The organism is Porphyrobacter sp. HT-58-2 (genome assembly GCF_002952215.1).
Classification (GTDB): Bacteria; Pseudomonadota; Alphaproteobacteria; order Sphingomonadales; family Sphingomonadaceae; genus Erythrobacter.
In genome coordinates this window covers 971,486-995,689 of record NZ_CP022600.1, presented here as the reverse complement: position 1 = coordinate 995,689, position 24,204 = coordinate 971,486, and the positions used below count along the sequence as shown (strand labels likewise).

The window sequence follows — 24,204 nt, the reverse complement described above, 5'->3', positions numbered from 1 at the left end:
CGCTGTGCAACTTTCGGGGTCATGCGCAGCGCGCGATCATAACCGTTTGTGGATGGAATGGCGAAAGGCCGCTTTGCTCGCAGGGCGACGGGCACACAATCAGGATAGTCGGACTTGCCAAGTCAAATTGGTAAGGACAGTGTCAGCTCATGCAACCGCTCCCGACCAAACAGACCACGCGTCTCTATCAGGCGCTCGCCGAAAAGCTGACCCGGCTGATTGCCTCGGGCGAGTACAAGCCCGGCGATCGCCTGCCGGCCGAACGCGAGCTGGCCGCGCTCTACAACGTCAGCCGCCCTACCGTGCGCGAGGCGGTCATTGCGCTGGAGATCGAAGGGCTAGTCGAAGTCCGAATCGGATCGGGCGTCTATGTCATCAGCCAGACCCCGAGCCGCGAGGGGGTGGAGCGCGATATCGGTGCCTTCGAACTGACCGAAGCGCGCATCCTGATCGAAGGCGAGGCCGCTGCGCTCGCCGCCGCGAACATCACCGACGATGAACTCGCCGAACTCGAACGGCTGCTCGCCGAGATGGAGGCCGCCAACCTTTCGGGCGCGGGCGCGGGCGAGATGGTGGACAAGAGGTTCCACGAATTCCTCGCCGGGTGCACCCGCAACAGCGCGATGCAATCGGCGGTCGAGCATCTGTGGATGGTGCGCAACCGCTCCCCGCAATGCATCCGCACCTTCGAGAAGTCCCGCACCAAAGGCCACAAGCCTGTGATCGACGAACACCGCGCGATCATCGAGGCGCTGCGGTCGCGCGACCCGGTCGCGGCACGCACAGCGATGCGCGAACATCTGGGCCGGGTGCTGGAATATCTGCTCGCCTCGACCGAGATCGAAGCGATCGAGGAAGCCCGCGCCAAAGCGGCGGCGCAGCGGGATCGGTATAAGGTGTCCGAGAGGCTTTAGGCTGCGTCGGCGCGGATCGCCGCCTCGTCGGGCTCCAGCCCCAAGCCAGGGGCGTCGGGCACGGTGAAAACGCCGTTCTTGGGCAACAGCGGCGCGCGGAAATAGCGCCACAGCTCTTTCAGCCGCACCGCGCCCGGATGCTCCTGCGGGCGGCTGGCGGTCGGCGCCCAGGCGACGAAATGGGCGTGCGCGGCGGACAGCAGCGTGGGCCGGGCATTGTGCACCGAAATCGGCAGATCGCGCAGCCAGGCGAGCGAGGCGACGTGGCGTGCCGCGGTCAGCCCCGACAGCTTCGAGACATCCGGGTTGAGCAGATCGGGCCGCCCGTGATCGATCAGGTCGCGGAAAGCGAAGGGCGTGTATTCGTGCTCGCCCGCCGCAATCGTCATGTCGAGCGCGCCCGACACCTCAGCCATGCTGGCATAGTGGTGCATCGCGCAGGGTTCCTCGAACACGGAGACGCCAAGCTCCTCGTGCAGCGCCCGGCCCACCGCGATCGCCCGCGCGGCGCGGTAGCCGTTGTTGGCATCGACATAGAGCGGGATGCTATCCCCGATCGCCTTCCTCACCGCGCGAGCCGTCGGGAGCGTCGGATCGTCAGCCGGATCGGCGTTCTCCTCGCGGATCGCCATGCGCACCTTGATCGCTGTGAAGCCTTCGCCGAGCATTTCCGCCGCGCGGCGGGCGGCATCGTCGGGCGTCATGTAGCGGCCCCGCCCGAGATCGCGGCTGAAGCTGCCATAGACCGGGAAGCTCGCCCGTTCTTTGCCGCCCAGCAGCGCCCATACTGGCAGGCCGAGCAGCTTGCCGCGCAGGTCCCACAGCGCGCAGTCCACGCCTGCGAGCGCCTGACTGGCAAGGCCGCCCGGACCGAGTTCGTCGATTTCGTAATAGGCCCGCGCCCACAGCGCATCGCCATCGAACACGTCCGCGCCTTCGTAGATTTGCGCGAGTTCGCGGCGGATCACTTCGGCCACCAGCTTGCCGCCCGAATGCCCCGCCTCGCCCCAGCCGGTGGTGCCGTCGTCAGCGGTGAGCTTGACGAACACCGCGCGCGGGACGGCGAAGGCTTCGACCTTGGCGATTGTCGCGCGGCCCGTGTTGGCGGCGAGCAAGGGCAGGGGGGCGGCCAGCGCCACTCCCGCCGCGCCGATCCCCGCCAACACCCTGCGCCGGTCAATGCGTGCCGTCATAACGTCCCTCCACCAGTCTGCGGTGCATGTCCCGATCGAGCGGGTAGCCCCAGATCAGCCATGCCGACAGCGCCACGCCGGTCAGCGGCACCAGCGCCATGATCGCCTTCAACCCCCACAAGGTCGCCTCGGACTGCGGCACATTCGGGGTGTAGCCGATCCACACCAGCAGCACGCCGAGCAGGCCGCCGTTCAGCCCCAGTGCCAGCTGCTTGGCGAAGGAGGCTATGCCGAACACCTTGCCGTCATGCCGCTGGCCGGTCTTCCACGCGTTGTATTCGACCGTGTCGGGCAGCATCGCCCAGAACAGCACCTGATAGGCGACATTCCCCGCCGAGATCACCGCGATCAGCGCGCTCGCGATGATCGGATCGCGCGAGGGGCTGAGGAAGAAGGCGGTGTAGCCGACCGCGCTCAGCGCATTGGCCGCGAGCCAAGTCGCCCGCTTGCTGGTTCGCCGTGCCAGCATTGCCCACAGCGGCGCGAAGGCGAGGTTGATCGCAAGCGCGAAGGGAACGATGCGGGGCACCAGATCGGGGCGTTCGAGATAGTAGGTGACGTAATAGACCAGGCACTTGTTGGTCATCGTGAAGGCGAGGCTGGAGACGATGATGCAGCCGAAAATGCGCACCAAGGGGCCGTTGGCGGCCGCCATGCGCAGGGTGTCGCGGAAATCCTCGACACTCGCCGTCACCGAGAATCCGCGCGGATTGGCGTCGCGCAAACGCTCGGGCTCGGAGGTGGCGGCGAAGGTCAGCCAGAAGAACGGCAGGCTGATGAGGCCGGTCACCCCGGCGGCGAGGATATAGGTGTTGGCGCTCGTCTCCTCGCCCAGCGACTGCACCAGCTGCGGCATGACGAAGGTGACGAAGGCCCCGCCGGAGAAGGCAAAGAACATCCGCCAGCCCGCCATGCTGGCGCGCTCGTCGGCATCCTGCGAGATGCGCGCCGACAGCGAGCTATAGGGGATCGACACCAGCGAATAGGCGGTGCGCAGGAAGATCTGGCTGAGCAGGGCATAGAGGAACAGCCCGCCCTGCTCCCAATCGGGCGTCAGGAAGGCGAGGATGAAGGAGGCGACCAGCACTGGCGAGGCGAAGATCAGATAGGGCCGGTACGATCCCCAGCGGCTGCGCGTCCGGTCAGCCAGCGCGCCGATGATGGTGTCGGCAAACCCGTCCCACAGGCTCGCAATCAGGAACACCGTCCCAGCCAGCGCGGCGTCCAGCCCCAGCACATCGGTGTAGAACGGCAGCAGCAGCAGGTTGAGCGTCTGCCAGAAGATGTTGAAGCCGAAATCGCCCGCCGCCCAGCCGATCATGCCCTTCCGGGCAAGCGGGCGAATCTCGCTCATGCCGCCCCCCACATGCGGCGCAGCGCCCAGGCGGCCATCTTGGGTTCGCGGGTGCGGGTGAACACGCCCTTCAAGTTATGGACGACCCGCCGTCCATGCTGCGCGGTGCGGAAATCGGCGAAGTTCCATACGTGGCCGCCTGCCACGGCCGGATGGCGCTCGATCTCGGCCCAATAGGCGGCGATCAGGCGCTCCTGATATTCCTCGGTGAATAGCTGGTCATAGGTCGCGTGCTGGCCCGCGAGCGCATCGGCCCCGAATTCGAGCAGCATCACCGGCTTGCCGTGGACCGCCACAGCATCGAGATCGTGGCGCAGGGCCTCCACCGCCGCGCCGATCTGGCCGGGGTTGGAGTACCAGCCGTGATAGCGGTTCATGCCGATGAAGTCCGCTTCCGCGAAAGCCGGATCGTCATTGCCCGCATAGCCGACATTGGCGTGGGTCATGGGCCGTGTGGGATCGAGCGTCCGCGCGTGCGCGAACAGATCGCGCCAATAGGGGGTGCTCGCCTCGCGGTAATTGGGTTCGGCGAGATAGCCCGGCTCGTTCGCCAGCGACCATGCGATGACGCAGGTGCGGCTGGCATCGCGGGCGATCAGCTCGGCGACGGCGCGCTTGTGGTTGGCGAGGGTGGCGGCGTTGATGCGGCGAAAATCGAGATTGATCGAGAACACCTCGTCAATCACCAGCACCCCGAACCGGTCCGCCAGATCGAGGAATTCCTCGCTATAGGGATAGTGCGAGGTGCGCACCGAATTCGCCCCGATCCACTTGAGCAGGTGGAAATCCTTGACCAGCTGCGGCAAGTTCAGCCCGCGTCCGTGCAGGGGGCTTTCCTCGTGTTTCCCGAAGCCCTTGAGGGTGATCGGTTCGCCGTTGAGCAGGAAGCGGGCGCCGTCGATGGTGAAACTGCGCAGGCCAATGTGCTGGCTGGCCGCATCGATCACCGCGTCGGTGGCATCCAGCACCTCGATGTCGAGGCGGTAGAGGTGCGGGTTGTCCGGGCTCCACAACTGCGGAACGAGGGGTTCGAGCCGCAGTTCGGCATGGCCATCGGCAAGCGGGGCCTCGCTCAGCGTCCCCCCGCTGGCATCGTGCAGCAATGCGCGCACCGTCGCTCCGGCACTGGCCTCCACCGCCAGCGTCACACCAGTGAGGTCGCTCGCCGCGCGCCAGCCGGTGAGGCCCTGAGCGGGGGTCTCCGCCAGCAACACCGGGCGGTTGATCCCGCCATAGGGGAAGAAGTCGAAGCGCACGGCGGGAAGGTATTCGTCACGCGGGCGGCGTTCCTCGGCATAGGTCGCCTGGGTGATCCCCTGCGTCGCCTCGTCCGGGTGCAATTGCGCATCGACCCGCACCACCAGCCGCGCCAGCCGCCCGGTGGCGAGGTGGGCTGGCACGGCGACTTCGAACGGCAGCATCGGCGCAGAGCTGGCGCCCAGATGCTCGCCATCGAGCCACACCTCGCCGTAATAATCGACCGAGCCGAAATAGAGCGCCAGCGTCCGTCCGGGAGCCAGCGCGGGGAGGAACACCTCGGTTTCCAGCCAGCCCGCACCGCAGAAGTTCATGAAGCCCGCCTCGGCCAGCTGTTCGTTCCAGCTTCCCGGCACGGCGATGGGGTAGGCGCGGTCAGCGGGGATGCCGTGTGACCAATCGGCGGTGCCGTCCTCGTCGAAGGCGATGCGCCACACGCCCGACAGGTCGGCGAAGTGGCGGCAGGCGTTACGCTGCGGGCGGATCATTGCGGCATGGCCTCCATGGGGATGATGGCGCCGGGGTGCATGACGACCTCTCCCGCTAGGCGGTGCCCGGCGCGCACAGCGGCCTCGGGAGCGGCCCCCATCAGCAGCGCGGCAAGGAAGGCTGCGTTGAACGAATCGCCTGCGCCGGTGGTGTCCCGCGCCGCCTTGCGCTCAGGGCAGGGGATGAGGCGCGGCGGCGCGCCCGACTGCGACAGCACAGCGCCCGCATCGCCCATCTTCACCACCACAACCTGCGCGCCCGCCCTGTGCCAGCGTTCGACCGAATCCTGTGGGTCGTCATCGCCAAAGAGCGCGACCTCATCCTCGAAGGTCGGCAGAACGATCGAGCAATGCGGCGCGATGGCGGCGAAGGCGGCGCGAGCGGCGGCGGCATCGTCCCAACCGCGCGGGCGGTAATTGCCGTCGAAAACCACCGCGCCCCCACTGGCGCGCACCGCCTCGGCCAGTGCCGCGACTTTGGCGCGGCCCGCTTCATCGAAGAGCGAAAGCGTGATGCCCGAAAGGTAAAGCATCCGCGCCCGCTCCGCCTCGGCCAGCGCGGCGGGAGTATCGGGCAGTGCGAAGAAATCGCGCGCGGCGGACTGGTCGCGCCAATAGGTGAAACTGCGCTCGCCCCGGTCGTCGGTGCGGATGGCGTAGAGGCCGGGGACGCGGGTGGGATGGGTGAGGACGAGGCGGCAGTCCACGCCCTCGCGGGTCAGAAAGTCGCGCAGTTCCGCGCTATAGGGGTCAGCCCCAATCGCGCTGAGATAGGCAACATCCACCCCGGCGCGCGCGGCATAGATCGCGACATTGGCGGTGTCGCCCGCAAAGCCCATCCGCCAATCGCCCGAGCCGCTCATCCGGCTCAGTTCGATCATGCACTCGCCAAAGCAGACGATGCCGCGCGGGTCGCCCTCACCTGCCACGCCCTCACCAGTTCCACATCGTGCCGTCTTCGAGCCGCGCGACGGGGAGCTGCATGGGCTTGTAGGGATACTTCGCTGCCAGTTCCTCGTCGATCTCGACCCCGTGGCCGGGGCGCTCGCCGACGATCATGTGGCCATCCTCGAAGCGATAATCATGCGGGAACACCGCATCGGTTTCCGGCGTGTGGCGCATATATTCCTGAATGCCGAAATTGGGCACCCAGCTGTCAAAATGGAGCGCGGTGCCCATCGTCACAGGCGAAAGATCGGTCGCCCCGTGGCAGCCGGTGCGCACCTGATAGAGCGCGGCGAGATCGGCGATGCGGCGCAGATGCGTCACGCCCCCGCGCCGACAATGGTGGTGCGGATATAGTCAATCAGCTGGTTCTGGATCAGGTCCTTGGCATCCCAGATGGTGTTGAACACCTCGCCCACCGCGAGCGGCGTGGTGGTGTGCTGGCGGACCAGCTTGAAGGCCTCCTGATTTTCCGCCGGGGTGCAATCCTCCAGCCAGAAAAGCTGACAGGGCTCCAGCAGCTTGCCCAGATGCGCGGCTTCCTGCGGGGTATAGCGGTGGTGGCCATCGTGCAGCAGGTGGTGATCGAAACCATAGGTGTCGCGCAGCTTCTCGAACAGCTTGGGCACGGTGTTGAGCGCCTTCCTCGTGTCCCAGCCCGTCACCGAGGGGAGGGCGGCATCGGCAGGCTCGTAGAACAGATCGCCCCGGCCCACGCCATAGGCGTCCTTGACCCCCGGAATCCCGGTCTGGGCGCGGATCGCCTTGTAGCCCATCGCGATATACTGGCCGACCGCCTCCACCGTCGCGTCGATATCCGCGCCATTGGCATGGCCATAGACCATGATCTTGTCGCGGCTCTTGCCGCCGAGCAGGTCGTAGAGCGGCATCCCGGCGGCCTTGGCCTTGATGTCCCACAGCGCCACATCGACCGCTGCAATGGCGCGCATCGTCACCGGCCCGCGCCGCCAGTATGCGCCGCGATAAAGGAACTGCCAGATATCCTCGATCCGGCGCGCATCCTTGCCGATCAGCGCCGGGCAGACGTGATCCTGAAGATAGGAGACCACCGCCAGCTCGCGCCCGTTCAATGTCGCGTCGCCGATCCCGGTCAAGCCGCCTTCAACCTCGATCTTGAGGGTGACGAAATTGCGTCCCGGGCACGTCACGATTACCCGTGCCGATGTGATCTTCATGGCCCCTCAATCCTGTCCCGCCCTGTCCCATCGGGCTGCCTGAAATGTCCGCGCTATCTCGGCAGGAAATATTGGTCTGTCAAGAAAGATCAACTGTCCTTACCAATTCTTGACCGATGGTGACGGGCTTGTTACCCCGCACAAAGACGTGCGATGCAGAAGGGAGGGCGCCATGACTGGGCTGCAAAACATCAAGGCGCTGAGTCTGTTTCTGGCGTTGATTGCCGGAACCGCGCGGGCGGACCCGGTGCCGGAGCCCGCTGCCGAGCCTCCCGTTACCATCGAGAACATCCGCGCCCGCACCGGCACCGATCTTTCAGGCCAGTGGCGCTACATCGTCGATCGCTCGCGGCTCGGCATCAGGAAGCGCGGGATGCAGCGCAACTTCCCGCAGGATCGCCCGGCGACCAATCACCCGCTGCTGGAATATGACTGGGATACCTCGCCGCTGATGACGGTTCCGGGGGACTGGAACAGCCAGATACCCGAAATGGCGATGTATGAAGGCATGGTGTGGTTCCGGCGAAAGGTCGAAGCCGCGCCGCAGCCGGGCAAGCGCTATGTGCTCCATTTCGAAGCCGCCAATTACGACACCCGCGTGTTCCTCAACGGGGAATTGCTGGGGCGGCATCGCGGCGGGTTCACCCCGTTCGAATTCGAGGTGACGGGCAAATTGCAGGCAGGCAGCAATTCGCTGGTCGTCTCGGTCGACGCCGCGCATGGCCTCGACACCATCCCGGCGGAGGATTTCGACTGGCAGAACTATGGCGGGATAACTCGCCCGGTGCGGCTGGTGGAACTGCCCGCAACCTTCATCCGTGATTACCGCATCGGTCTCGACAGCGCGGGGCGGATTGCCTTTGCCGCGCAGCTCGACGGGCCGGACAGCGCGGGAGCCGAGGTGCGCTTCAGCCTGCCTGACCTCAGCCGCAGCTGGAGCGCAAAGGCCGATGCCGAGGGGCGGGTCTCGGGTACCATCCCGCTGCCGCGCAAGGCCGCCCGGTGGAGCCCGGAAAGCCCGCAGCTTTACCGCCTCACCCTCGCGGCTGGCGCGGACAGCGTCACCGACCGCATCGGCTTTCGCACCATCGAGCGGCGCGGCAACAAGCTCTTCCTCAATGGCCAGCCTCTGACTCTGCTGGGCGTGTCGATCCACGAGGAAGCCATCGGCACCACGCCCACCCGTGTCCTCGACGAAGCCGCCGCCCGCGCGCTGCTTTCCGAGGCGAAGGCGCTGGGGTCGAACTTCGTGCGGCTCGCCCATTATCCCCACACCGAAACCATGGTGCGCCTCGCCGACGAAATGGGCCTGCTGGTGTGGAGCGAAATCCCGGTCTACTGGGACATCGCCTTTGGCAGCGAGGCGACCTATGCCGAGGCCAGCGCCATGCTGCGGGCGATGATCGCACGCGACATGAACCGGCCCTCTGTGGTGATCTGGAGCGTCGCCAACGAGACCCCGATCAACGATGCCCGCAACCGCTTCCTCCAGCGCCTGATTGACGAGGCGCGCGCCGCCGATCCCTCGCGCCTGATCTCGGCTGCGATGGACAAGATGCCCGAGGCCGGCGGGCTCGATGACGGCAACCTGATCCGCGTCAATGATCCGCTGGCTGCGCACTTGGATGTGCTGGCAATCAACCGCTATGACGGGTGGTACGGGCCGCTGACTCCCCCCGAAGTCGCAGGCGTCAGGTGGGAGACGCGGTTCGACAAGCCGATCATCCTCAGTGAATTCGGCGCAGGCGCGCTCCACGGCTACCGCGCCGATCCTTCGGTGCGCTGGAGCGAGGATTATCAGGCGGAAATCTACCGGCAATATGTCGCCATGACGGCGCGCATCCCCAATTATGCCGGAATGTCGCCGTGGATATTGAAGGACTTCCGTTCACCCCGGCGGTTTCACGGGCGGTTTCAGGGCTACTGGAACCGCAAGGGCCTGATCGACCCTGAAGGGCAGCGCAAGCTCGCCTGGGAGGTGCTGCGCGACTACTACCACTCTGCGCGCGGGCTGACTGCCGAGGCGGGTGAGTGATCCGCGCGGGCCTGCTCGCCGGGGCGACGCTGCTGGCCTCATCCGCCGCCGCCGCCGAGGCACCGCAAAGCATCGCGCTGGAGGATGCGCGGATCGCCTTCGACGGGGTGGAGGTGGTGCTCGCCAATAGCCGGATCATGCGCCGCATGGCGTGGAACGATGGCGCACTGGCGACGGTGTGGCTGGGCTTTGGCGAGGGCGACGCAGGCTGGGCGATGACCGGGCAGGCGCCTGACCTTGCGCCACTGGGAACAGTCCAACCCACTGACAGCGCACGGCTATCCTTGCGGCAGGTGGCGGCGACGGCGATCCGCCCCGCGCATCTCGAATTGACGGTCGAGACCGAGGGGAAGGCCCTCGACGTGCGGCGCACCTGCCGGGTGTTTCCGAAGGTGCCCGCAATCCCCTGCACGCTCGCCTATCGCGGTGCGCCGCGCGCCGGGGGCAAGGCCGCGAAGGCCGGGCGCGATGTGATCGAGAGCGCCGATCTTGCCCGCGCGCCCGATGGCGACGTGATCGACCGGCTGGCGCTGCCGCCCGGGCATTGGGCCTTTACCGCCACCGCCTTTCGCGCGGCGACCGATTATCATGACTGGCTGGTGACGGATCAGCCGGGCGAGCTCTATCGCCAGCCCCTCGCGCTGACCGCGGGCGCCCTGACCCTGACCGACCGCTTCGGGCCGGGGCAGGTGTTCGTGATCAAGGAAGCGCCTCTGGGCGCCGACCAGATCGCCTTTCCGGGGCATGACATGGTGTTGCAAGCGGGCAATGTCCGGATCGAGGGGAGCGGGATCGACCCGGCCACCCTCTCGCCGGACATCTGGCAGGAGGGGCATACGGTCACCCTCGGCGTTGTGCCGCACGGCGATGCCGCGTTGCTGCTCGCCCGGCGCGACTACATGGCGACGCGGCGCACTTACGATCACGCCCGCGACGGCATGATCCTGATGAACACCTGGGGTGATCGCAACCGTGATGCCGCCATGTCCGAAAGCTTCGCGCTGGCACAGCTGGAGGCCGCGCACGGCATGGGCCTCACCCACCTGCAATTGGACGATGGCTGGCAGGCGGGCCTTTCGAAGAATTCGGCGGCGAAGGAGGGGCAGCTGTGGGAGGAATGGTCGGCGGAAAGCTGGCGGCCCCACCCCACGCGCTTTCCGCGCGGCCTGGGGCCGGTGGTGGCGCGCGGGCGCGAACTCGGCATGGAAATCGGCCTGTGGTTCAACCCCACCCGGCGCGATGATTATGCCCTGTGGGAGCGCGACGCCGACATCCTGATCGGGCTCTGGCGCCAGCACGGCATCCGCATCTTCAAGATCGACGGGATCGAACAGCCCACCCGCGCCGCCGCCGCGAACCTCGCCAGGCTATTTGCCAAAGTCCACAGCGCGACTGGCGGGCAGGCGGTGTTCAACCTCGATGCGACCGCGGGACGAAGGCCGGGATATCTCGACCCGGTCAATGCTTACGGCAACCTGTTCGTGGAGAACCGCTACACCGACTGGGGCAATTACTACCCCCATCGAACCCTCAGGAACCTGTGGATGCTGGCCGCCCATGTGCCGCCGCAATTCCTGCAGATCGAGTTCCTGAATGTGGCCCGCAATCCCGATCGCTACCCGCCCGGCGACCAGCTCGCCCCGGTGCGCGCGGGGCAGGACTATGCCTTCGCCGTCACCATGATGGCCCAGCCGCTCGCGTGGCTCGAGGCGACCGGGATGCCGCAGGGCGCCTTTGCCGATCCCGATCTGATCCGCACCTATCGAAATCACGCCGCGCGGATCCACGCGGGCCACATCCTGCCGATTGGCGAACAGCCGGACGGCACCGCCTGGACCGGCTTCCAGTCGATCGCGCCCGACGGCCTTTCGGGTTATCTCCTGGTGCTGCGGGAGGCCAGCGCGCGCAGCCAGGCGAAGCTGCAAACGCTGCTGCCGCCCGGTCAAACCGTGCAACTTACACCCGTCGCCGGACAGGGCGCGCCTGCAAGGCTAACGGTCGACCGCGCCGGCGCGGTGCCCCTGAGCCTTCCCGATCGACATGATTTCGCGCTCTATTTCTATGACTTATGCGAATAAGGGGGGTGGTGAGCCCGGCTCTGCATAATTGGACAGACCAAAATGCAGAATCATACTTGCCAATTATGTAAGTGCGGCCTAATCAGTATGCACTGAATGATCGGCATGACGCTCAGGGGCGATCAGCGGCCGGCTTTGGGGGAGAAAGCGAAATGAAGGCTCCGTCCATGAACGGGTTCGGGACGCAGGCGCGTCTGGCAATCGGCGTCAGCACGCTGGCAATCGGCAATCTGCTGGCAAGCGGCGCTGCGGCGCAGGATGTAACCCCTGCCCAGACGCAGGCGGAGGACGAAATCATCGTCTCGGGCCAGCGCGGGGCGCTCAACGAAGCGATCCTGGCCGAGCGAAGGGCCGACACGCTCAAGAACGTCGTTACCGCTGACGACGTCGGCCAGTTCGGTGATCAGAACACGGCCGAGGCGCTGCAACGATTGCCCGGTATCACCATCGAGCGCGACGAGGGTGAGGGTCGGACCGTATCGATCCGCGGCCTGCCTTCGAGCTTCACCCAGATCACCGTCAACGGCGCGCGTGTCGGCACCTCTGAAGCCGGTTCGACCACGGTTGCGCTCGACGTGATCCCGTCCGATCTGCTCGGCAGTATCGAAGTGACCAAGACCTATACCCCCGACATGGACGGTGACACGATCGGCGGCGCGGTGGAGCTGAAATCGCTCTCGGCCTACGACACCAAGGGCGATCTGACGGTCCTGCGCGTCGAGGGTTCAGCAGGCGAATATGCGAAGACGGTCGGCCCCAAGGCTTCCGTCAGCCTTGCCCGCAAATTCCTCAATGACACGCTTGGGGTGGCGCTTACCGGCAGCTATTTCAAGCGCTTCATCGAAGGCGACGATCTGCGCAACGAAGATGGCTTTCAGCGGCTGTCGCGCAATGGAGAGTTCTTCCTCTACCCGCGCGAGGTCAATCAGCGGTTCGAAGTCGGCAATCGTGAACGCTTCGGCGGGACACTCAACATCGAATACCGTCCCAATGACAATCACGAGCTCTATCTCCGGACGCAGGTAACCCGGCTTGAGGACGAGGACATCCGCATCCAGTCGCAATGGCAGATCGAACGCGCGACGGGCAGCGAGATCCAGGAAATCACCGAGGGTGGCGGTCGCTTCATCGATGTGCGCCAGCGCAATCAGACCTTCTTCCAGCCTACCACTGACCGCCAATTCGTCATCACCGGCGGACACCGCAACACCTTTGGCGATGTCACCTGGTCATCGCAGATCGATTTCTCGCGCTCGCGCTGGACCCAGCGCGACGGCGTGCGCGGGCGCTTCCAGATCGACGATATCGGCACCAACGTGATCTATGACCGCGACAGTGCCTTTATCGAGGCGTTCCGCGACCGAACCCGTCCCGATCCGACCGATCTGGCGCAGTATCGCTTCCAGAGCCTGTTGTTCATCGAGGAAGAGCGGGTTGACGATATCTTCACGGTGCGCACCGATCTGCGTTGGGATGCAAGCAGCGACATCTCGTTCCAGACCGGCATAAAGCTGCGCAAGCGCGACAAGTCCGCCGACAAGCTTGAGTACAATGGCGATCCGGCCATTGGCGGCATTGATGTCCGTCTGAACGAGCTGCCGCTGCTGACCCGGCAGCCGCGGTTTGGAACCTTCGGCCCTTTCCCGGCGCTGGCCGAATCCCGCCAACTTTACCTCAATTCGCGCGATCAATTGCTCAATGTCCCGGGCTTCTTCCGCGCTGACAACTCTGCCGCAAGCGATTTCTCGGTCGGGGAAGATGTGTTCGCGGCCTATCTGATGGGCCGGTTCCAGATCGCCTCCAACTTCCTCGCCATCGCCGGCGTGCGTATGGAGAACACCAATTTCGACAGCACCGGCTTCTTCCTCGAAGCCGATGGCGAGGGCAACAATGCCGATGATGATCCGGTGATCCCGATCTTCCTCGGCACGGCCCAGCGGGAGTACACCAATTTCCTGCCCAGCGTCGTGCTGCGCTGGGATGCGACCCCGGAGCTGCTGGTGCGCGCATCCTATGGCAAGGGCCTGGCCCGACCCGATTTCGACGATGCCAGCAACCGCCAGCGGGTCGGCTTCGACAACACCAACCCCGACAACACCCGCGATCTGGTGGCTGGCAACCCCAACCTTGCGGCGCTCACCTCGGACAATTTCGACCTTTCGGTGTCATGGTTTCCGTCCAGCACCACGGTGCTCCAGGCGGCGGTGTTCCACAAGGAAATCCGTGACTTCTTCCTTGATCTGGAAACCAATATCCTCGCCGATGCGCCGATCACCATTCCAGCCGGGATCAATCCCAATTTCCGCAGCATCGAAACCGTCATCAACGGGGCCAAGGCGCGGGTGACCGGGGTCGAGTTTTCCTACTCGCAAACCTTCCCCAATGCGCCGGGCATCCTGTCAGGACTGTTCCTGACCGGCAACCTGACGCTGGCGAACAGCAGGGCGGAAACCTCGCTGCGGCCTGGTGCTGACCTGCCTTTCCCCGGGCAGGCCGACATCACCGGCAACTTCTCGCTGGGCTATGAGGACAAGCGCTTCTCGCTGCGCGGGTCGGTCAACCATCGGGGCGAGACGCTGGCGGGGATATCCACCACCACCTTTGCCGACATCGAGGGTTTCCCTCAGGATCGCTTCCGCGCTGCCTATACCCAGTACGATATCAATCTGCGCTTCATGGCGACCGATTGGCTGCAGCTTTATGTCGATGCGATCAACATCACCAGCGAGCGCGATATCCGGTTCTATCGAGGCAACGGCTTCCCGCTGTTCGAACGGGTTCAGGATTTCGGTGCGACCTATCAGATCGGTGCGCGCATGACGTTCTGAGCCTCCCCAGGGGCGCGGTTTCCTCTCTCCGGTTGGCGCGCATTCTCGAAGGACACCCCGCCCGGGTGTCCTTCTTTTTTGGAGGAGACGCGGGCGGAAAGGCTGAGGTGATGGCGATACGGCAAGGCAGGCACGGGGCGGCGCTGATGGCGCTTGCGATGTTGGGATTCGCGGTGTTGAATGGCCTCCCAGAGCGTCCCGCGCAGGCCGGAATGGCCGGAAAAGTCTCTTCCGCAAAGGTTATCGCAATCGATTCAATGGCTTCGGCCATAGATGATGCGTTGCAGACGGCTTCCAGAGTGGGGCCAGACCGGGTCTTGGTCGTCTTTGATGTCGACTCGACCCTGCTTTACGACCCTTTAGGCGGGCCTCAGCTGGACGACATGAAAGACAGCGAGCCGGAAAAATTCCGATCGGTGGAACGCGCGCTGATGTATCTCAAATCGCTCGCACCGACAGAGCCGGATCTGGCAGGGGAACTGGCCCGCCTCGATGCCGCCGGGATCGCCACGTATGCCCTCACCGCGCGCGGCGAGGACATGCGCGACATGACCCTGCGCGAACTGGCCCGCGCCGGTATCGCCTTTCCCCGCGCGCCTGAATGCGGCCCCCCGCTATGCGTGAAGCGCGGTGTTCTGCCGCCCGATGCGGTGTTGGCGGCGGCGAAGGAAGTGCTGGGAGAACAGGAACTCGTGCGCCTTGGCTTCGGCAAGGGCCGTCCCGTCGGGGTTAGCGACGGAGTGATGAACGCGGCCGGCCTGCACAAGGGCGTGATGCTGCGGGTGCTACTCGCCAGCCTCGGGCGCGATTTCGACGCGGTGATCTTCGTCGACGATGCGCGCAAGAATGTCGATCACGTCACCGATGCTGCCGCCGCGATGCCGCAGCAAATCAGCGTGTTCCACTACCAGATGCGCCGCCCGGAGCCGCCCGTCCCCCAATCGACCCGCAACCAACGCTGGGAGACAGCGACGGGCGCGATCTGCCTCGCACTCGCACCCGAATGGTGCGGTCAGTCCGCCACCGGGGAGGTCAAGGGCGAACCCGATCGGACGCGGGCCTCCCAGCCGCGATAATCTGCTGCCAGCGCCGCCGCGCGGTCGGGTTCGCGGCGCGCGAGATTGCGGGTCTCGCAGGGATCACGCTCAAGATCATACAGCTCCCACTCCCCGGCGTCTCGACCGGTGTCGGCAGCATGGGAGACAAGCTTCCAGCCAGCCTTGCGGATCATGCGCCCACCGCCCCAGCGGTTGGCGAGCGCGCGATCGGGCAGTTGCACCATGCCATCGCCATCGGCGAGCAGTCGCGACACATCGAGACCCTCGAGCGGGAGCGCCGGATGGCTGTCAGGCCCCAAGCTGTCGTCAAACCCTTTCCCGACGATGCCGAGCAGGGTGGGATGAATGTCGATCAGATGCAGCGGATCACGCCGGATCGCGCCCGCCGGGATGCCGCCAGCGGGCCAGTGCACAAGGGTGGGGACCAGCAGTCCGCCATTGAAACTGTAGTTCTTGAAATAGCGCAGCGGTGTATTGGCAACCTCGGCCCAGCCCGCCCGCAGGCTGGCCCAGCGCCCGACGCTGCCGATGGGATGGTCGGCTCCGATATCGGCACCGTCCGCCCCCAGCACTTCCTCGGCGCTGGCTCCATTGTCCGACGTGAACAGAAACAGCGTGTCGTCGAGCTGCCCCTGCGCCTCAAGCCGCGCGATCACCCGACCGATATTGGCATCGAGCCGGGCGATCATGGCGGCATAGGTTTCCATCCGGCGCGCTTCGTCGGCCCGCTCCTCCGCGCTCAGGGTATCCCAGTCCGGCCAGCCCGGCGCTGCACGCGGCGCCGCCGAATCGACGATCCCCAGTGCAATCTGGCGGCGATAGCGGGCCTCGGCAACGGCATGATAACCCGCATCATAGCGTCCCCTGAACCGCGCCATATCCTCTGGCCGGGCCTGCAATGGATCATGCGGCGCAGTATAGGCGAGATAGAGGAACACGGGCGCATCGCGATAGCGATCGAGCAGTTCGAGCGCCCAGTCCGTAAATGCATCGGTGGCGTAGAAATCGGCCGTGTCCGGCAGATAGCCCCGACGGCAATCGCGGTCGAAGCACCACCAGCGGCCTTCCGGTTCCTTTCGGGCCGGCTCCGGCTCGCCCGTGCGCGGTACCGTGCCGGGATTGAAATAATTGGCCGATCCGTCGCGCAGCCCGCGATAGTGATCGAAGCCGCGATCCATCGGGTGGGTCGTGCTGTGATGCTTGCCCACCATCAGGGTACGATAGCCCGCCGCCCGCAAGCTTTCCGCGATGGTAACCCCGCCCTGCATCGGCGCCCGGGCCGACCGATCGGTTCCGGTCTGCTGCGGATAGAGCCCAGTCAACAGGGCAGAGCGTGAAGGAAAGCATTTGCCGGTCGAATGGAACTGGGTGAAGCGCATCCCCCTTGATGCAAGACGGTCGAGGTTCGGCGTCGGCACCTCCGATCCGAAGCAACCCAGATCGGCGTAGCCCATGTCGTCGGCCATCACGATGACGATGTTGCGCGGAGAACCCCGCGCCGACGTCCGATCCAGCAGCGCACGCCCCTGTGGCAACGCGCAGGCACCAAGGAACCCCAGCCCCGCCAGCAGGCTGCGGCGCGACAACCCGCGGCGCCAGGCGTGGCTTGCGATCATGCGGGAACCGGCTCAAGCGAGGTAAGGTAATCGGGATCGAAGGTGATCCCGAGGCCCGGCGCAGTCGGCACCGGCAGGCGCCCGTCCACCGCGACGAACCGCCCGCCCTTGCCCGTTACTTCATAGGGCACCGGATCGGGATCGCCCTTGTATTCCTGATAGTCGGTGGTGTTGGGCAACAGGCTGGCAAAATGCGTGACATAGAGGCTGCCCAGCCCCCGCCCAGAGATATGCGGCACGCACTTCCGCCCCAGAACCTCGGCCATGCGCGCCACCCGCAAGGAGCGGATCAGCCCGCCGAAATAGATAAGGTCAGGCTGCACGATCCGGATCGCGCCCGAGGCCAGCTGCCATTCCAGCGACCACAGGCTGGGATCCTGCTCGCCGCCCGCAATCGGGATGGTGAGCGCGTCGGCCACCTGCTTGGTTTCAGCGAGATGATCCCAGCGCACCGGCTCCTCGAAGAAGCCGTAATCATGCTCCTCCAGCAACCGGCCCATCGTGATCGCGCTGTCCACGCCGAAGGAGCCATTGGCATCGGCATAGAGCACCATGTCGGGGCCGAATGCCTGCCGCATCAGTGGGATCAGCTTGCGGTCGCGCGCGGTGCTGGCCTCGGTCTCGGCCATGCGCGCGCCGAGCTTGAACTTCACCGCCTTGGCCCCGCTGCGGGCGACATCGCGTTGCAGGCGTTCGACCACCCATTCGGCGCTGCGTGCGCGGTCGCCATTGGCGAAGTAGACGCCGGTGCTGCTCCGCACCGGATCGCCCAGCAGACGGTTGATCGGCAGGCCGGTGCGCTTGCCCAGCAGGTCGAGCAGCGCCAGTTCCAGCCGCGCCATGCAGCTCCACAGCGCCAGGCCCTGCCACTTGTAATTGCTGTCGTAGAGGTAAGCCTCGGCCTGAAGCGCCTCGAGATCGCGCGCATCGCGGCCGACGAAGACAGGGGCGAGCTTGAGGCCGATCAGGGGGTACATCGCCGGGAACTGTTCGGAATTGGTGAGCGTCCAGCCCTCCGCCCCGTCACGGTCGCGCACGCGGATGAAGTACTGTCCGTCGCGGCGCAGAACGTCGATGCTTGCGATGATGACGGGATCGCTCCCCAGCCTGTCGGTCCGCAGCACCGGGCGGGCGGCGGCCGCCCGCAGGCGTTCGGTCAGCTCGCGCGGCGGGGCGAAGGGGGTGCAGGCGGGGGCAGCCGCAACCGGCCCGGGGCCGCCCAGCGCGCTCAGCCCGAGCGCGGCCAGCCCGCCCGATTTCAGCAGATCACGCCGGTCCATCGCCAGCCTCCTTCGCCGTCACGTCGATCCCGATGATCGCCTGCCGTCGATCGGTCGTGGCGGCCTCGGAGAAGGTTACCTCCTGCGTCTCCAGCCCCCGGACATGGGCCAGCACCAAATGCGCTGGCCGGGTCGAATAGTCGGTGCTGCCCGCCTGGGCTGCGATCTGGACATTGCCGCGCGGCTTGGCCGAGCGGCGGGTGACGTCGACCGCGCCGCGCACATCGCTGACGACTTCCTCCAGCACCAGCCCCTCGATCGGCGCGGCGGGGTTGCCCGCGATCAGGCTCGCGCCCGAGGTGGTGATGGCGATGCGGCGGAAGGTGGTATCGACGATCCGGCCGAATGTGCGGTCTGCCGTGCGCCGGTCGATGTCGATGAAGATCGGAAACTGGCGCGGATGCCGCCCGCCGGTGGTGATCGCGATATCCTCAAACAGGTTGTGCCGGTGCGTGCCGCCGTCGATCATGAACAGGGCAATCCCGTAGCGCGAATTGGTGATGGTGAGGTTGCGGAACACGGAATTGGTCACGCCCACTCGCGATCCGGTGCCGAACTTCAGCGCGGCATCGTCGCTTTCGAGGTAGCTGTCCTCGACCAGAATATTGTCGACCACCCGGTCGCCGGACTTCAGCACAATGGCATCGTCTCCGGTGCGGATATCGACCCGGCTGATCACGGCGTTCGACGTGTCGCGGATCTGGATGCCGTCGGTGTTGGGGCTGCGCGGATCGTTGCGGATCGTCACCCCGCGCGCGCTTACCCCGTCGCAGCGGTGGAAGCGCAGGGCATAGGCGGGCATATTGGTCAGGGTGATGCCCTCGACATGGGTATCCCGGCAATTGGCCAGTTCGATCGCCGGGCCGGGGCGGGGGAGCGTGGGGCGCGCCAAGCCGGAGGCGTAGAAATCCTTGTCCCAGAAGGCCTCGCCATTGCCCTCGATCCGGCCCTTGCCGATGATCCGCAGGCCGCTGACCCCGTCGGCGATCAGCGCCGCGCGGGCCGGACGGATATCGGCATCCGGCGCGATCTCGACCTCGGGGAACAGCGCGATATCGGGGTGCAGCGCCAGCACCGCGCCTTCAGCCAGTTCCAGCACCATGTCCGAACCGAGCCGCACTGTGCCGGTCGACCACTCGCCTGCCGGGATCCGCACCGTCCCGCCTGTGCCCGCGCAGGCATCGACCGCCGCCTGGATCGCCGCCGTATCATGCGCCCCGTCGTCCGATACCGCACCATGCGCGCGAATATCGCAGACCGGTGGCGCGGCGAGCGTCATGAGGCTTGCGGCAAGGATGCTCATGGTGCGGCCTTTCTGCGGTAGAAATCCTGTAACACGAAGAACGCGGCCTTGCGGCGGCCTTCGGGCGACAGCAGGCCCTTGCGGTTCCACATGTCCTGAAAGCGCCCGTGCCAGCGCCGGGGCGAGCGGAAATCCTTGAGCACCCAGGGCGCAAGGCCGACACAGCCGGGGGTGCGCTCGATAACCTTCAGCGTCTCCTCGTAGAGCCACGCCTGATAATCCTCGCTCCAGCGGTCCTCGCGCGGGCCGCGCTGGCCATAGAGCGCATCGGCCCCGAATTCGGAGAACATCAGCGGCTTGTCGTAAGTGTTGCGAAAGCTGACCCCGGCGATTTCGGCGGGGGTGCGGGTGCCGTACCAGCCTTCGTACTGGTTGATGGCGACCACATCGAGGCTCGCGCCCAGCGGATCGCGCACCTCGATCACGCTTTCCCCGTCCCTCACCCCGCCGACATCGACATTCTTGTTGAGAGCGGCGGTGACCAGGCGGGAAGGATCAAGCGCGCGGACATCGGCAATCACAGTCTGGAGGAACCTGAGGCGCGCCTCGGACTGCGGGGTTTCGTTGGCGACCGACCACATCACCACGCTGGCGCGCGACCGGTCACGCAGCACCAGTTCTCCCATCATCGCGCGGGCGAGCGCCAGTGTGCGCGGGGAAGCGTAGTCGATTTCCTCCCAATAGACCGGGATTTCGGCCCAGAGCATCAGGCCCATTTCGTCAGCGAGGCGCGCGACATGATCGGCGTGGGGGTAGTGGGCAAGACGCACGAAATTGCACCCCAGCGCCTTGGCCTCGGAGAGCAGCGCGCGGGCTTCGGCCATGCTGACCGCGCGCGCGCCTTCAGGGCCGAAGGCTTCCTCGTGCATCGAGATGCCGCGCAGGAAGACGGGCTTCCCGTTGAGCAGGATCTCGCGCCCACGGGTGGCGATAGAGCGCAGGCCGATGCGCTCGGTCAGGCGGTCGCTGGCGGCGGTGAGGGTGAGATCGTGCAGCACCGGAGCCGCGGGCGACCAGCGCGCGAGGCCCTTGGCGGCGATCCGCAGCTGCGCCCGGCCCCCGGCATCGCTGACAGCGCGCGCGCTGCGGCCAGCCAGCGCCGCCACCACCGTCTGCCCCTCGCGCGCCGGGCCATCGAGCGTCACGTCGATCGCCAGCGCCTCACCTTCGAGGCGCGCATAGCTATCGCGGATATGCGTCTCCGGCACCGCCACCAGCCACACCGAACGGGTGATCCCGCCGCGGTTCTTCCAGTCGAAATCGAGCCCCGGCACGCTGTCCGCCCCATGGCGGCTGTCGGCGCGCACGACAAGGCTGTGCGGCCCGGCGCCCGCGCGGGCGAGGAGATCGGTGATCTCGACCGCGAAGGGCGTGAAACCGCCTTCGTGCCGGGCAATCTCCACGCCATTGAGCCACACGGTCGCAGCGTAATTGACCGCTTCGAAATGCAGGAACTGGCGGATGCCGGGGCGCGGGGACGCATCGAGCAGGCGGCGGAAATAGGCCGGGCCTTCGTAATAGGTCAGCTCTGGCGTGACGTCGTTCCAGGCGGCGGGAAGCTGCATCTCGTCGCTGGAGGCCCATTCATATTCGACAAGGCCGGTTTCGCGCGTTTCGGCGGTATCGAGCCAGAACGAACGGCGCTTGCTCGGCTTGCGGCCCGCGACGTCGAAGGGATCGAGGATCACTTTCCACGTCCCGTCGAGCGCCGTCCGCTCGCGCCCCGGCAGGTTGGTGAGGAAGGGCACGGCCTCAGGCGCAGGCGTCTGCGCCAGCACCGGACGCGCCAGCGTGCCGAGCGCGGCCCCGGCCACCCCCGCCTTCATTGCGCCGCGCCGGGTCAGCCCGCTCATGGCGCGCGTCCATTCAGCCATGCGTTGACGTCCTCGCCGCGCCGGTCGCGCAGGTAGAGCGACAGGAACCTGAGGGCAAAGGTGCTCCCGACATCGCGGTTCAGCAAGGCCACCTTGCCGCCCGACAGCTTCAGCCGCGTGTCGATCACCGCGCCTGCGAGATTGCGATCAGGGTGTTCGTCGGCATAGCGATTGGCGAGCAGCCAGTCGGCGAAGACCTCTATCGTCGGGCCGAACTCGGTGAAGCCGTAGTCCTTCAGTCGCAGCATCAGCACCCCGTTGAAGGCGACGGCTGATCCCGTCACTTCCGCCCGGTTGGACGCTCCCTCGATATTGGTGCGATAGAACAGCGTGCCGTCCTTCTGCATGACCTTCTGCGCCCAGCGCGCGGTGCGGGCTGCGCCTTCGAGATAGCGCCGATCCCCCGACACCTCATAGGCTTGCAGCAGCGCCTCGGCGTTCCAGATGTTGAAGCGCGGGTGGATCTGGCTGCCGTCCGCTTCGTTGGGCTCGAACTCCAGCCACAGTCCGCTTTCGTGCTGGCGGGCGAGCAGCGCGTCGGCCTGCGCGATGAACCTTTCGCACCACACCTGCTCGCCGGTGTGGCGGCACATGTCGTGGAACAGGAAGCCTTCGATATTGGGGCGAGCGACACGGGTGACGGGTGCAGGGGCGCTGACGGCTTGCGCTGCATCGCGGACGGCGCCTTGCGTGTGCACGTCCCAGTCGCGCCAGACCTCGCCGGTGGCCGGATCGATGATGTTGTAGAACAGCCCCTCCCCCCCGGAGTGCCAGCGGGGACGCGGGTGTTCTCCCACAGCCAGCGGCCCGAACGGATGGCGGTATCGGCATAGCGCGGATCGCCCGTCGCACGGGTCAGCGCGAACAGGCCGGGGGTGCCGTCGGCGATGGTGGTCCAGTTGATCAAATCGCCCAGCCGGTCGCCATGCGCCGCCGCGACCAGCCCGGCGAGCGGATGGCCTGCCGGATATTCGGTCGCAATCCACCAGTCTCCCCCGCGCCGCGCGACGGCGACCAGATCGGGCCGATCCAGCACCGCGCCCGTCTCCAGCAAGGCCCAGACCAGCTGGCCGGTGTGCCAGTGATCCTCGTAGGAATGCCAGCGCGCGGCGACCATATCGTAATCGGCGCGACCCCGGCCCTCCTCGGTTATCAGGATGTGCGCGGCATGATCGGCCAGCTGGGTAAGCGCAGTCTCAACCTCCCCTTCGGACGGCGCGGCATGGGCCGCGACCGGCTGCACCGCCAGCGCCAGCGCAAGCAGCGCGCGCCTCACATCACTGCTCCCATCTGCCAGGGCACGAATTCGAGATCGCCGAGGCCGAGGTCTTCGGACTTTGACTTCTCTCCGCTCGCCGTGCGCAGCAGCAGGTCGAAGATCGCCGCGCCCATCGCGTCGAGGCTCACCCCGTCCAGCACCGGGGAGCAATCGATATCCATGTCCTCGGCCATGCGCTCAGCCAGCGCGCGGTTGCTGGCGAGCTTGATGCAGGGGGCGGGCTTGGAGCCGAACACCGACCCGCGCCCGGTGGTGAAGGCGAGGATATTCGCCCCCGCCGCCATCTGCCCGGTCGCCGAGCAGGGGTCATAGCCGGGCGAGTCCATGAACACGAAGCCGCGCCGGTCGATCGGCTCGCCGTAGCGATAGACGCCGCGCAGGGGGCTGGAGCCGGACTTTGCCACCGCCCCCAGCGACTTTTCGAGGATCGTCGTCAGCCCGCCAGCGATATTGCCAGGAGAGGGGTTGTTGTTCAGTTCCGCGCCGTTCCGGGCGACGTAATCGGCCCACCAGTCGAGCCGCTCCTGCAAGGCGGCGCGCACCGCGGGGGTCTCGGCGCGGGCAAACAGCAATTGCTCGGCGCCCCAGATTTCCGGGGTTTCGGACAGGATCACCGTGCCGCCTGCCGCGACCAGCAGATCCGCCGCGCGGCCCAGCGCCGGGTTGGCGGTGACGCCCGACCACCCGTCCGACCCGCCGCATTGCAGACCGAGGACGAGGTGTTCGGCGGAGACCTCCTCGCGCTGACAGGTGCTGGCTTCGGCGATCAACTCGCGCACCATCGCCCGCCCTGCCTCGATCGCGGCGCGGGTGCCGCCTTCGTCCTGAATGGTGAGCGTGCGCAGGGTGACGCTCTGCCGCGCGGCCTCGGCAGCGTCGGCAAAGCCTGCAATCTGCATCATCTCGCAGCCCAGCCCCACCACCAGCACGGCGGCGAAATTGGGGTGGGCGCAGTAGCCTTGGAGCGTGCGCTCGAGGTTGGCTGTGCCCTCGCTCGCCGGGGTCATGCCGCAGCCGGTGGTGTGGGTCAGCGCGACCACGCCATCGACCGCGCCGCCATCGTGGAACATCGCATCGGGAAAGGCCGCCGCAATCGCGCGGGCGACGTTGGCCGAGCAGTTCACGCTGGTCAGAATGCCGATATAGTTGCGTGTGCCGACCTTGCCCGAGGCGCGGCGGTATCCGCGGAAAGTGGCGCGGCGCGCAGGCAGCGCGGGCACGGGAGCAGAACCGGCGGCGCTGCGCATCCCGCCCACCTCGGCGCTGACATTGTGGACATGGACATGGGCGCCGGGCGCAATCGCGGCGCTGGCAAGCCCGATCACCTGCCCGTATTTGCGCACCGCCTCGCCGGGCGCGATGGGTCGGAGCGCGATCTTGTGGCCGGAGGGCACGGTTTCGGCAGCGATTACCCCGCCCGCCAGCGCGTCACCCGCTGCGACCGGATCGAGGCACAGCGCGACATTGTCATCCGGATGCATGGCAAGGATGCGCGCCTGTCCCATG

Annotated in this window: 15 protein-coding genes and 1 pseudogene; 5 read left to right on the top strand and 11 right to left on the bottom strand. The window is 66.5% G+C overall.

The genetic code is table 11. The features are described 5' to 3' along the window. Nucleotides 1-149 precede the first annotated feature (149 nt). Complete coding sequence (locus tag CHX26_RS04790; protein ID WP_104941397.1) at nucleotides 150-914, top strand: FadR/GntR family transcriptional regulator; 765 nt, start codon at nucleotides 150-152, stop codon at nucleotides 912-914. Here the strand turns inward: CHX26_RS04790 and CHX26_RS04785 are convergent. The 5 genes and pseudogenes from CHX26_RS04785 to manD form a co-directional block, all read right to left on the bottom strand. Then, on the bottom strand, nucleotides 911-2,107 hold the full coding sequence (locus CHX26_RS04785; protein WP_104941396.1) for a mandelate racemase/muconate lactonizing enzyme family protein: 1,197 nt from the start codon (nucleotides 2,105-2,107) through the stop codon (nucleotides 911-913). The genes CHX26_RS04790 and CHX26_RS04785 overlap by 4 nt on opposite strands. Beyond that, entirely contained in the window at nucleotides 2,091-3,461 is a 1,371-nt protein-coding gene (locus tag CHX26_RS04780; RefSeq protein WP_104941395.1) for an MFS transporter, read from the bottom strand. The genes CHX26_RS04785 and CHX26_RS04780 overlap by 17 nt, the downstream gene beginning before the upstream one ends. Continuing rightward, nucleotides 3,458-5,206 carry a glycoside hydrolase family 2 TIM barrel-domain containing protein gene (locus CHX26_RS04775; protein WP_104941394.1) on the bottom strand — a complete coding sequence of 583 codons (1,749 nt, stop codon included), beginning with the start codon at nucleotides 5,204-5,206 and terminating at the stop codon, nucleotides 3,458-3,460. Before CHX26_RS04775 ends, CHX26_RS04780 begins: the two co-directional genes overlap by 4 nt. Beyond that, a complete protein-coding gene (locus tag CHX26_RS04770; RefSeq protein ID WP_233997275.1) occupies nucleotides 5,203-6,135 on the bottom strand; it encodes a sugar kinase in 933 nt (310 codons plus the stop codon). Before CHX26_RS04770 ends, CHX26_RS04775 begins: the two co-directional genes overlap by 4 nt. A gap of 4 nt (nucleotides 6,136-6,139) precedes the next feature. Continuing rightward, nucleotides 6,140-7,347 (bottom strand): annotated as a pseudogene (manD, locus tag CHX26_RS04765) (D-mannonate dehydratase ManD). Nucleotides 7,348-7,519: 172 nt separating this feature from the next. On the opposite strand from manD, the gene CHX26_RS04760 reads away from it, so the two are divergent. The 4 genes from CHX26_RS04760 (at nucleotide 7,520) to CHX26_RS04745 (ending at nucleotide 15,364) form a co-directional block, all read left to right on the top strand. Next, the gene (locus CHX26_RS04760; RefSeq protein WP_104941393.1) at nucleotides 7,520-9,382 is read left to right on the top strand and encodes a glycoside hydrolase family 2 protein; all 1,863 of its coding nucleotides are present in this window, start codon (nucleotides 7,520-7,522) and stop codon (nucleotides 9,380-9,382) included. Beyond that, the gene (locus CHX26_RS04755) at nucleotides 9,379-11,460 is read left to right on the top strand and encodes an alpha-galactosidase (RefSeq protein WP_104941392.1); all 2,082 of its coding nucleotides are present in this window, start codon (nucleotides 9,379-9,381) and stop codon (nucleotides 11,458-11,460) included. The genes CHX26_RS04760 and CHX26_RS04755 overlap by 4 nt, the downstream gene beginning before the upstream one ends. A 152-nt stretch (nucleotides 11,461-11,612) precedes the next feature. Then, the gene (locus CHX26_RS04750) at nucleotides 11,613-14,288 is read left to right on the top strand and encodes a TonB-dependent receptor (RefSeq protein WP_104941391.1); all 2,676 of its coding nucleotides are present in this window, start codon (nucleotides 11,613-11,615) and stop codon (nucleotides 14,286-14,288) included. Nucleotides 14,289-14,320: 32 nt separating this feature from the next. After that, nucleotides 14,321-15,364 (top strand): DUF2608 domain-containing protein, encoded by a 1,044-nt coding sequence (locus CHX26_RS04745; protein ID WP_146107656.1) that lies wholly within the window; start codon nucleotides 14,321-14,323, stop codon nucleotides 15,362-15,364. On the opposite strand, the gene CHX26_RS04740 is transcribed toward CHX26_RS04745, so the two are convergent. The 6 genes from CHX26_RS04740 to CHX26_RS04715 form a co-directional block, all read right to left on the bottom strand. Further along, nucleotides 15,301-16,962: an arylsulfatase gene (locus CHX26_RS04740; protein WP_104941389.1), complete on the bottom strand. Its 1,662-nt coding sequence runs from the start codon at nucleotides 16,960-16,962 to the stop codon at nucleotides 15,301-15,303. The two genes, CHX26_RS04745 and CHX26_RS04740, sit on opposite strands and share 64 nt — an antisense overlap. Then, entirely contained in the window at nucleotides 16,959-18,242 is a 1,284-nt protein-coding gene (locus CHX26_RS04735; RefSeq protein ID WP_104941388.1) for a mandelate racemase/muconate lactonizing enzyme family protein, read from the bottom strand. The genes CHX26_RS04740 and CHX26_RS04735 overlap by 4 nt, the downstream gene beginning before the upstream one ends. After that, nucleotides 18,229-19,545, bottom strand: coding sequence for a glycoside hydrolase family 28 protein (locus CHX26_RS04730; RefSeq protein ID WP_104941387.1), 1,317 nt, complete (start codon nucleotides 19,543-19,545; stop codon nucleotides 18,229-18,231). The genes CHX26_RS04735 and CHX26_RS04730 overlap by 14 nt, the downstream gene beginning before the upstream one ends. Next, nucleotides 19,542-21,419, bottom strand: coding sequence for a glycoside hydrolase family 2 protein (locus tag CHX26_RS04725; RefSeq protein ID WP_104941386.1), 1,878 nt, complete (start codon nucleotides 21,417-21,419; stop codon nucleotides 19,542-19,544). The genes CHX26_RS04730 and CHX26_RS04725 overlap by 4 nt, the downstream gene beginning before the upstream one ends. Beyond that, complete coding sequence (locus tag CHX26_RS15590) at nucleotides 21,395-22,216, bottom strand: hypothetical protein (protein WP_146107655.1); 822 nt, start codon at nucleotides 22,214-22,216, stop codon at nucleotides 21,395-21,397. Before CHX26_RS15590 ends, CHX26_RS04725 begins: the two co-directional genes overlap by 25 nt. A gap of 475 nt (nucleotides 22,217-22,691) precedes the next feature. Further along, nucleotides 22,692-24,203 (bottom strand): UxaA family hydrolase, encoded by a 1,512-nt coding sequence (locus CHX26_RS04715; RefSeq protein WP_104941384.1) that lies wholly within the window; start codon nucleotides 24,201-24,203, stop codon nucleotides 22,692-22,694. Nucleotide 24,204 lies beyond the last annotated feature (1 nt).

Excerpts from the sequence above, each read along its gene's own strand:
- CHX26_RS04790 (WP_104941397.1), top strand. The coding sequence starts at position 150 with ATGCAACCGCTCCCGACCAAACAGACCACGCGTCTCTATCAGGCGCTC.
- CHX26_RS04785 (WP_104941396.1), bottom strand. The coding sequence starts at position 2,107 with ATGACGGCACGCATTGACCGGCGCAGGGTGTTGGCGGGGATCGGCGCG.
- CHX26_RS04780 (WP_104941395.1), bottom strand. The coding sequence starts at position 3,461 with ATGAGCGAGATTCGCCCGCTTGCCCGGAAGGGCATGATCGGCTGGGCG.
- CHX26_RS04775 (WP_104941394.1), bottom strand. The coding sequence starts at position 5,206 with ATGATCCGCCCGCAGCGTAACGCCTGCCGCCACTTCGCCGACCTGTCG.
- CHX26_RS04760 (WP_104941393.1), top strand. The coding sequence starts at position 7,520 with ATGACTGGGCTGCAAAACATCAAGGCGCTGAGTCTGTTTCTGGCGTTG.
- CHX26_RS04750 (WP_104941391.1), top strand. The coding sequence starts at position 11,613 with ATGAAGGCTCCGTCCATGAACGGGTTCGGGACGCAGGCGCGTCTGGCA.
- CHX26_RS04740 (WP_104941389.1), bottom strand. The coding sequence starts at position 16,962 with ATGATCGCAAGCCACGCCTGGCGCCGCGGGTTGTCGCGCCGCAGCCTG.
- CHX26_RS04735 (WP_104941388.1), bottom strand. The coding sequence starts at position 18,242 with ATGGACCGGCGTGATCTGCTGAAATCGGGCGGGCTGGCCGCGCTCGGG.
- CHX26_RS04730 (WP_104941387.1), bottom strand. The coding sequence starts at position 19,545 with ATGAGCATCCTTGCCGCAAGCCTCATGACGCTCGCCGCGCCACCGGTC.
- CHX26_RS04725 (WP_104941386.1), bottom strand. The coding sequence starts at position 21,419 with ATGGCTGAATGGACGCGCGCCATGAGCGGGCTGACCCGGCGCGGCGCA.
- CHX26_RS04715 (WP_104941384.1), bottom strand. The coding sequence starts at position 24,203 with ATGGGACAGGCGCGCATCCTTGCCATGCATCCGGATGACAATGTCGCG.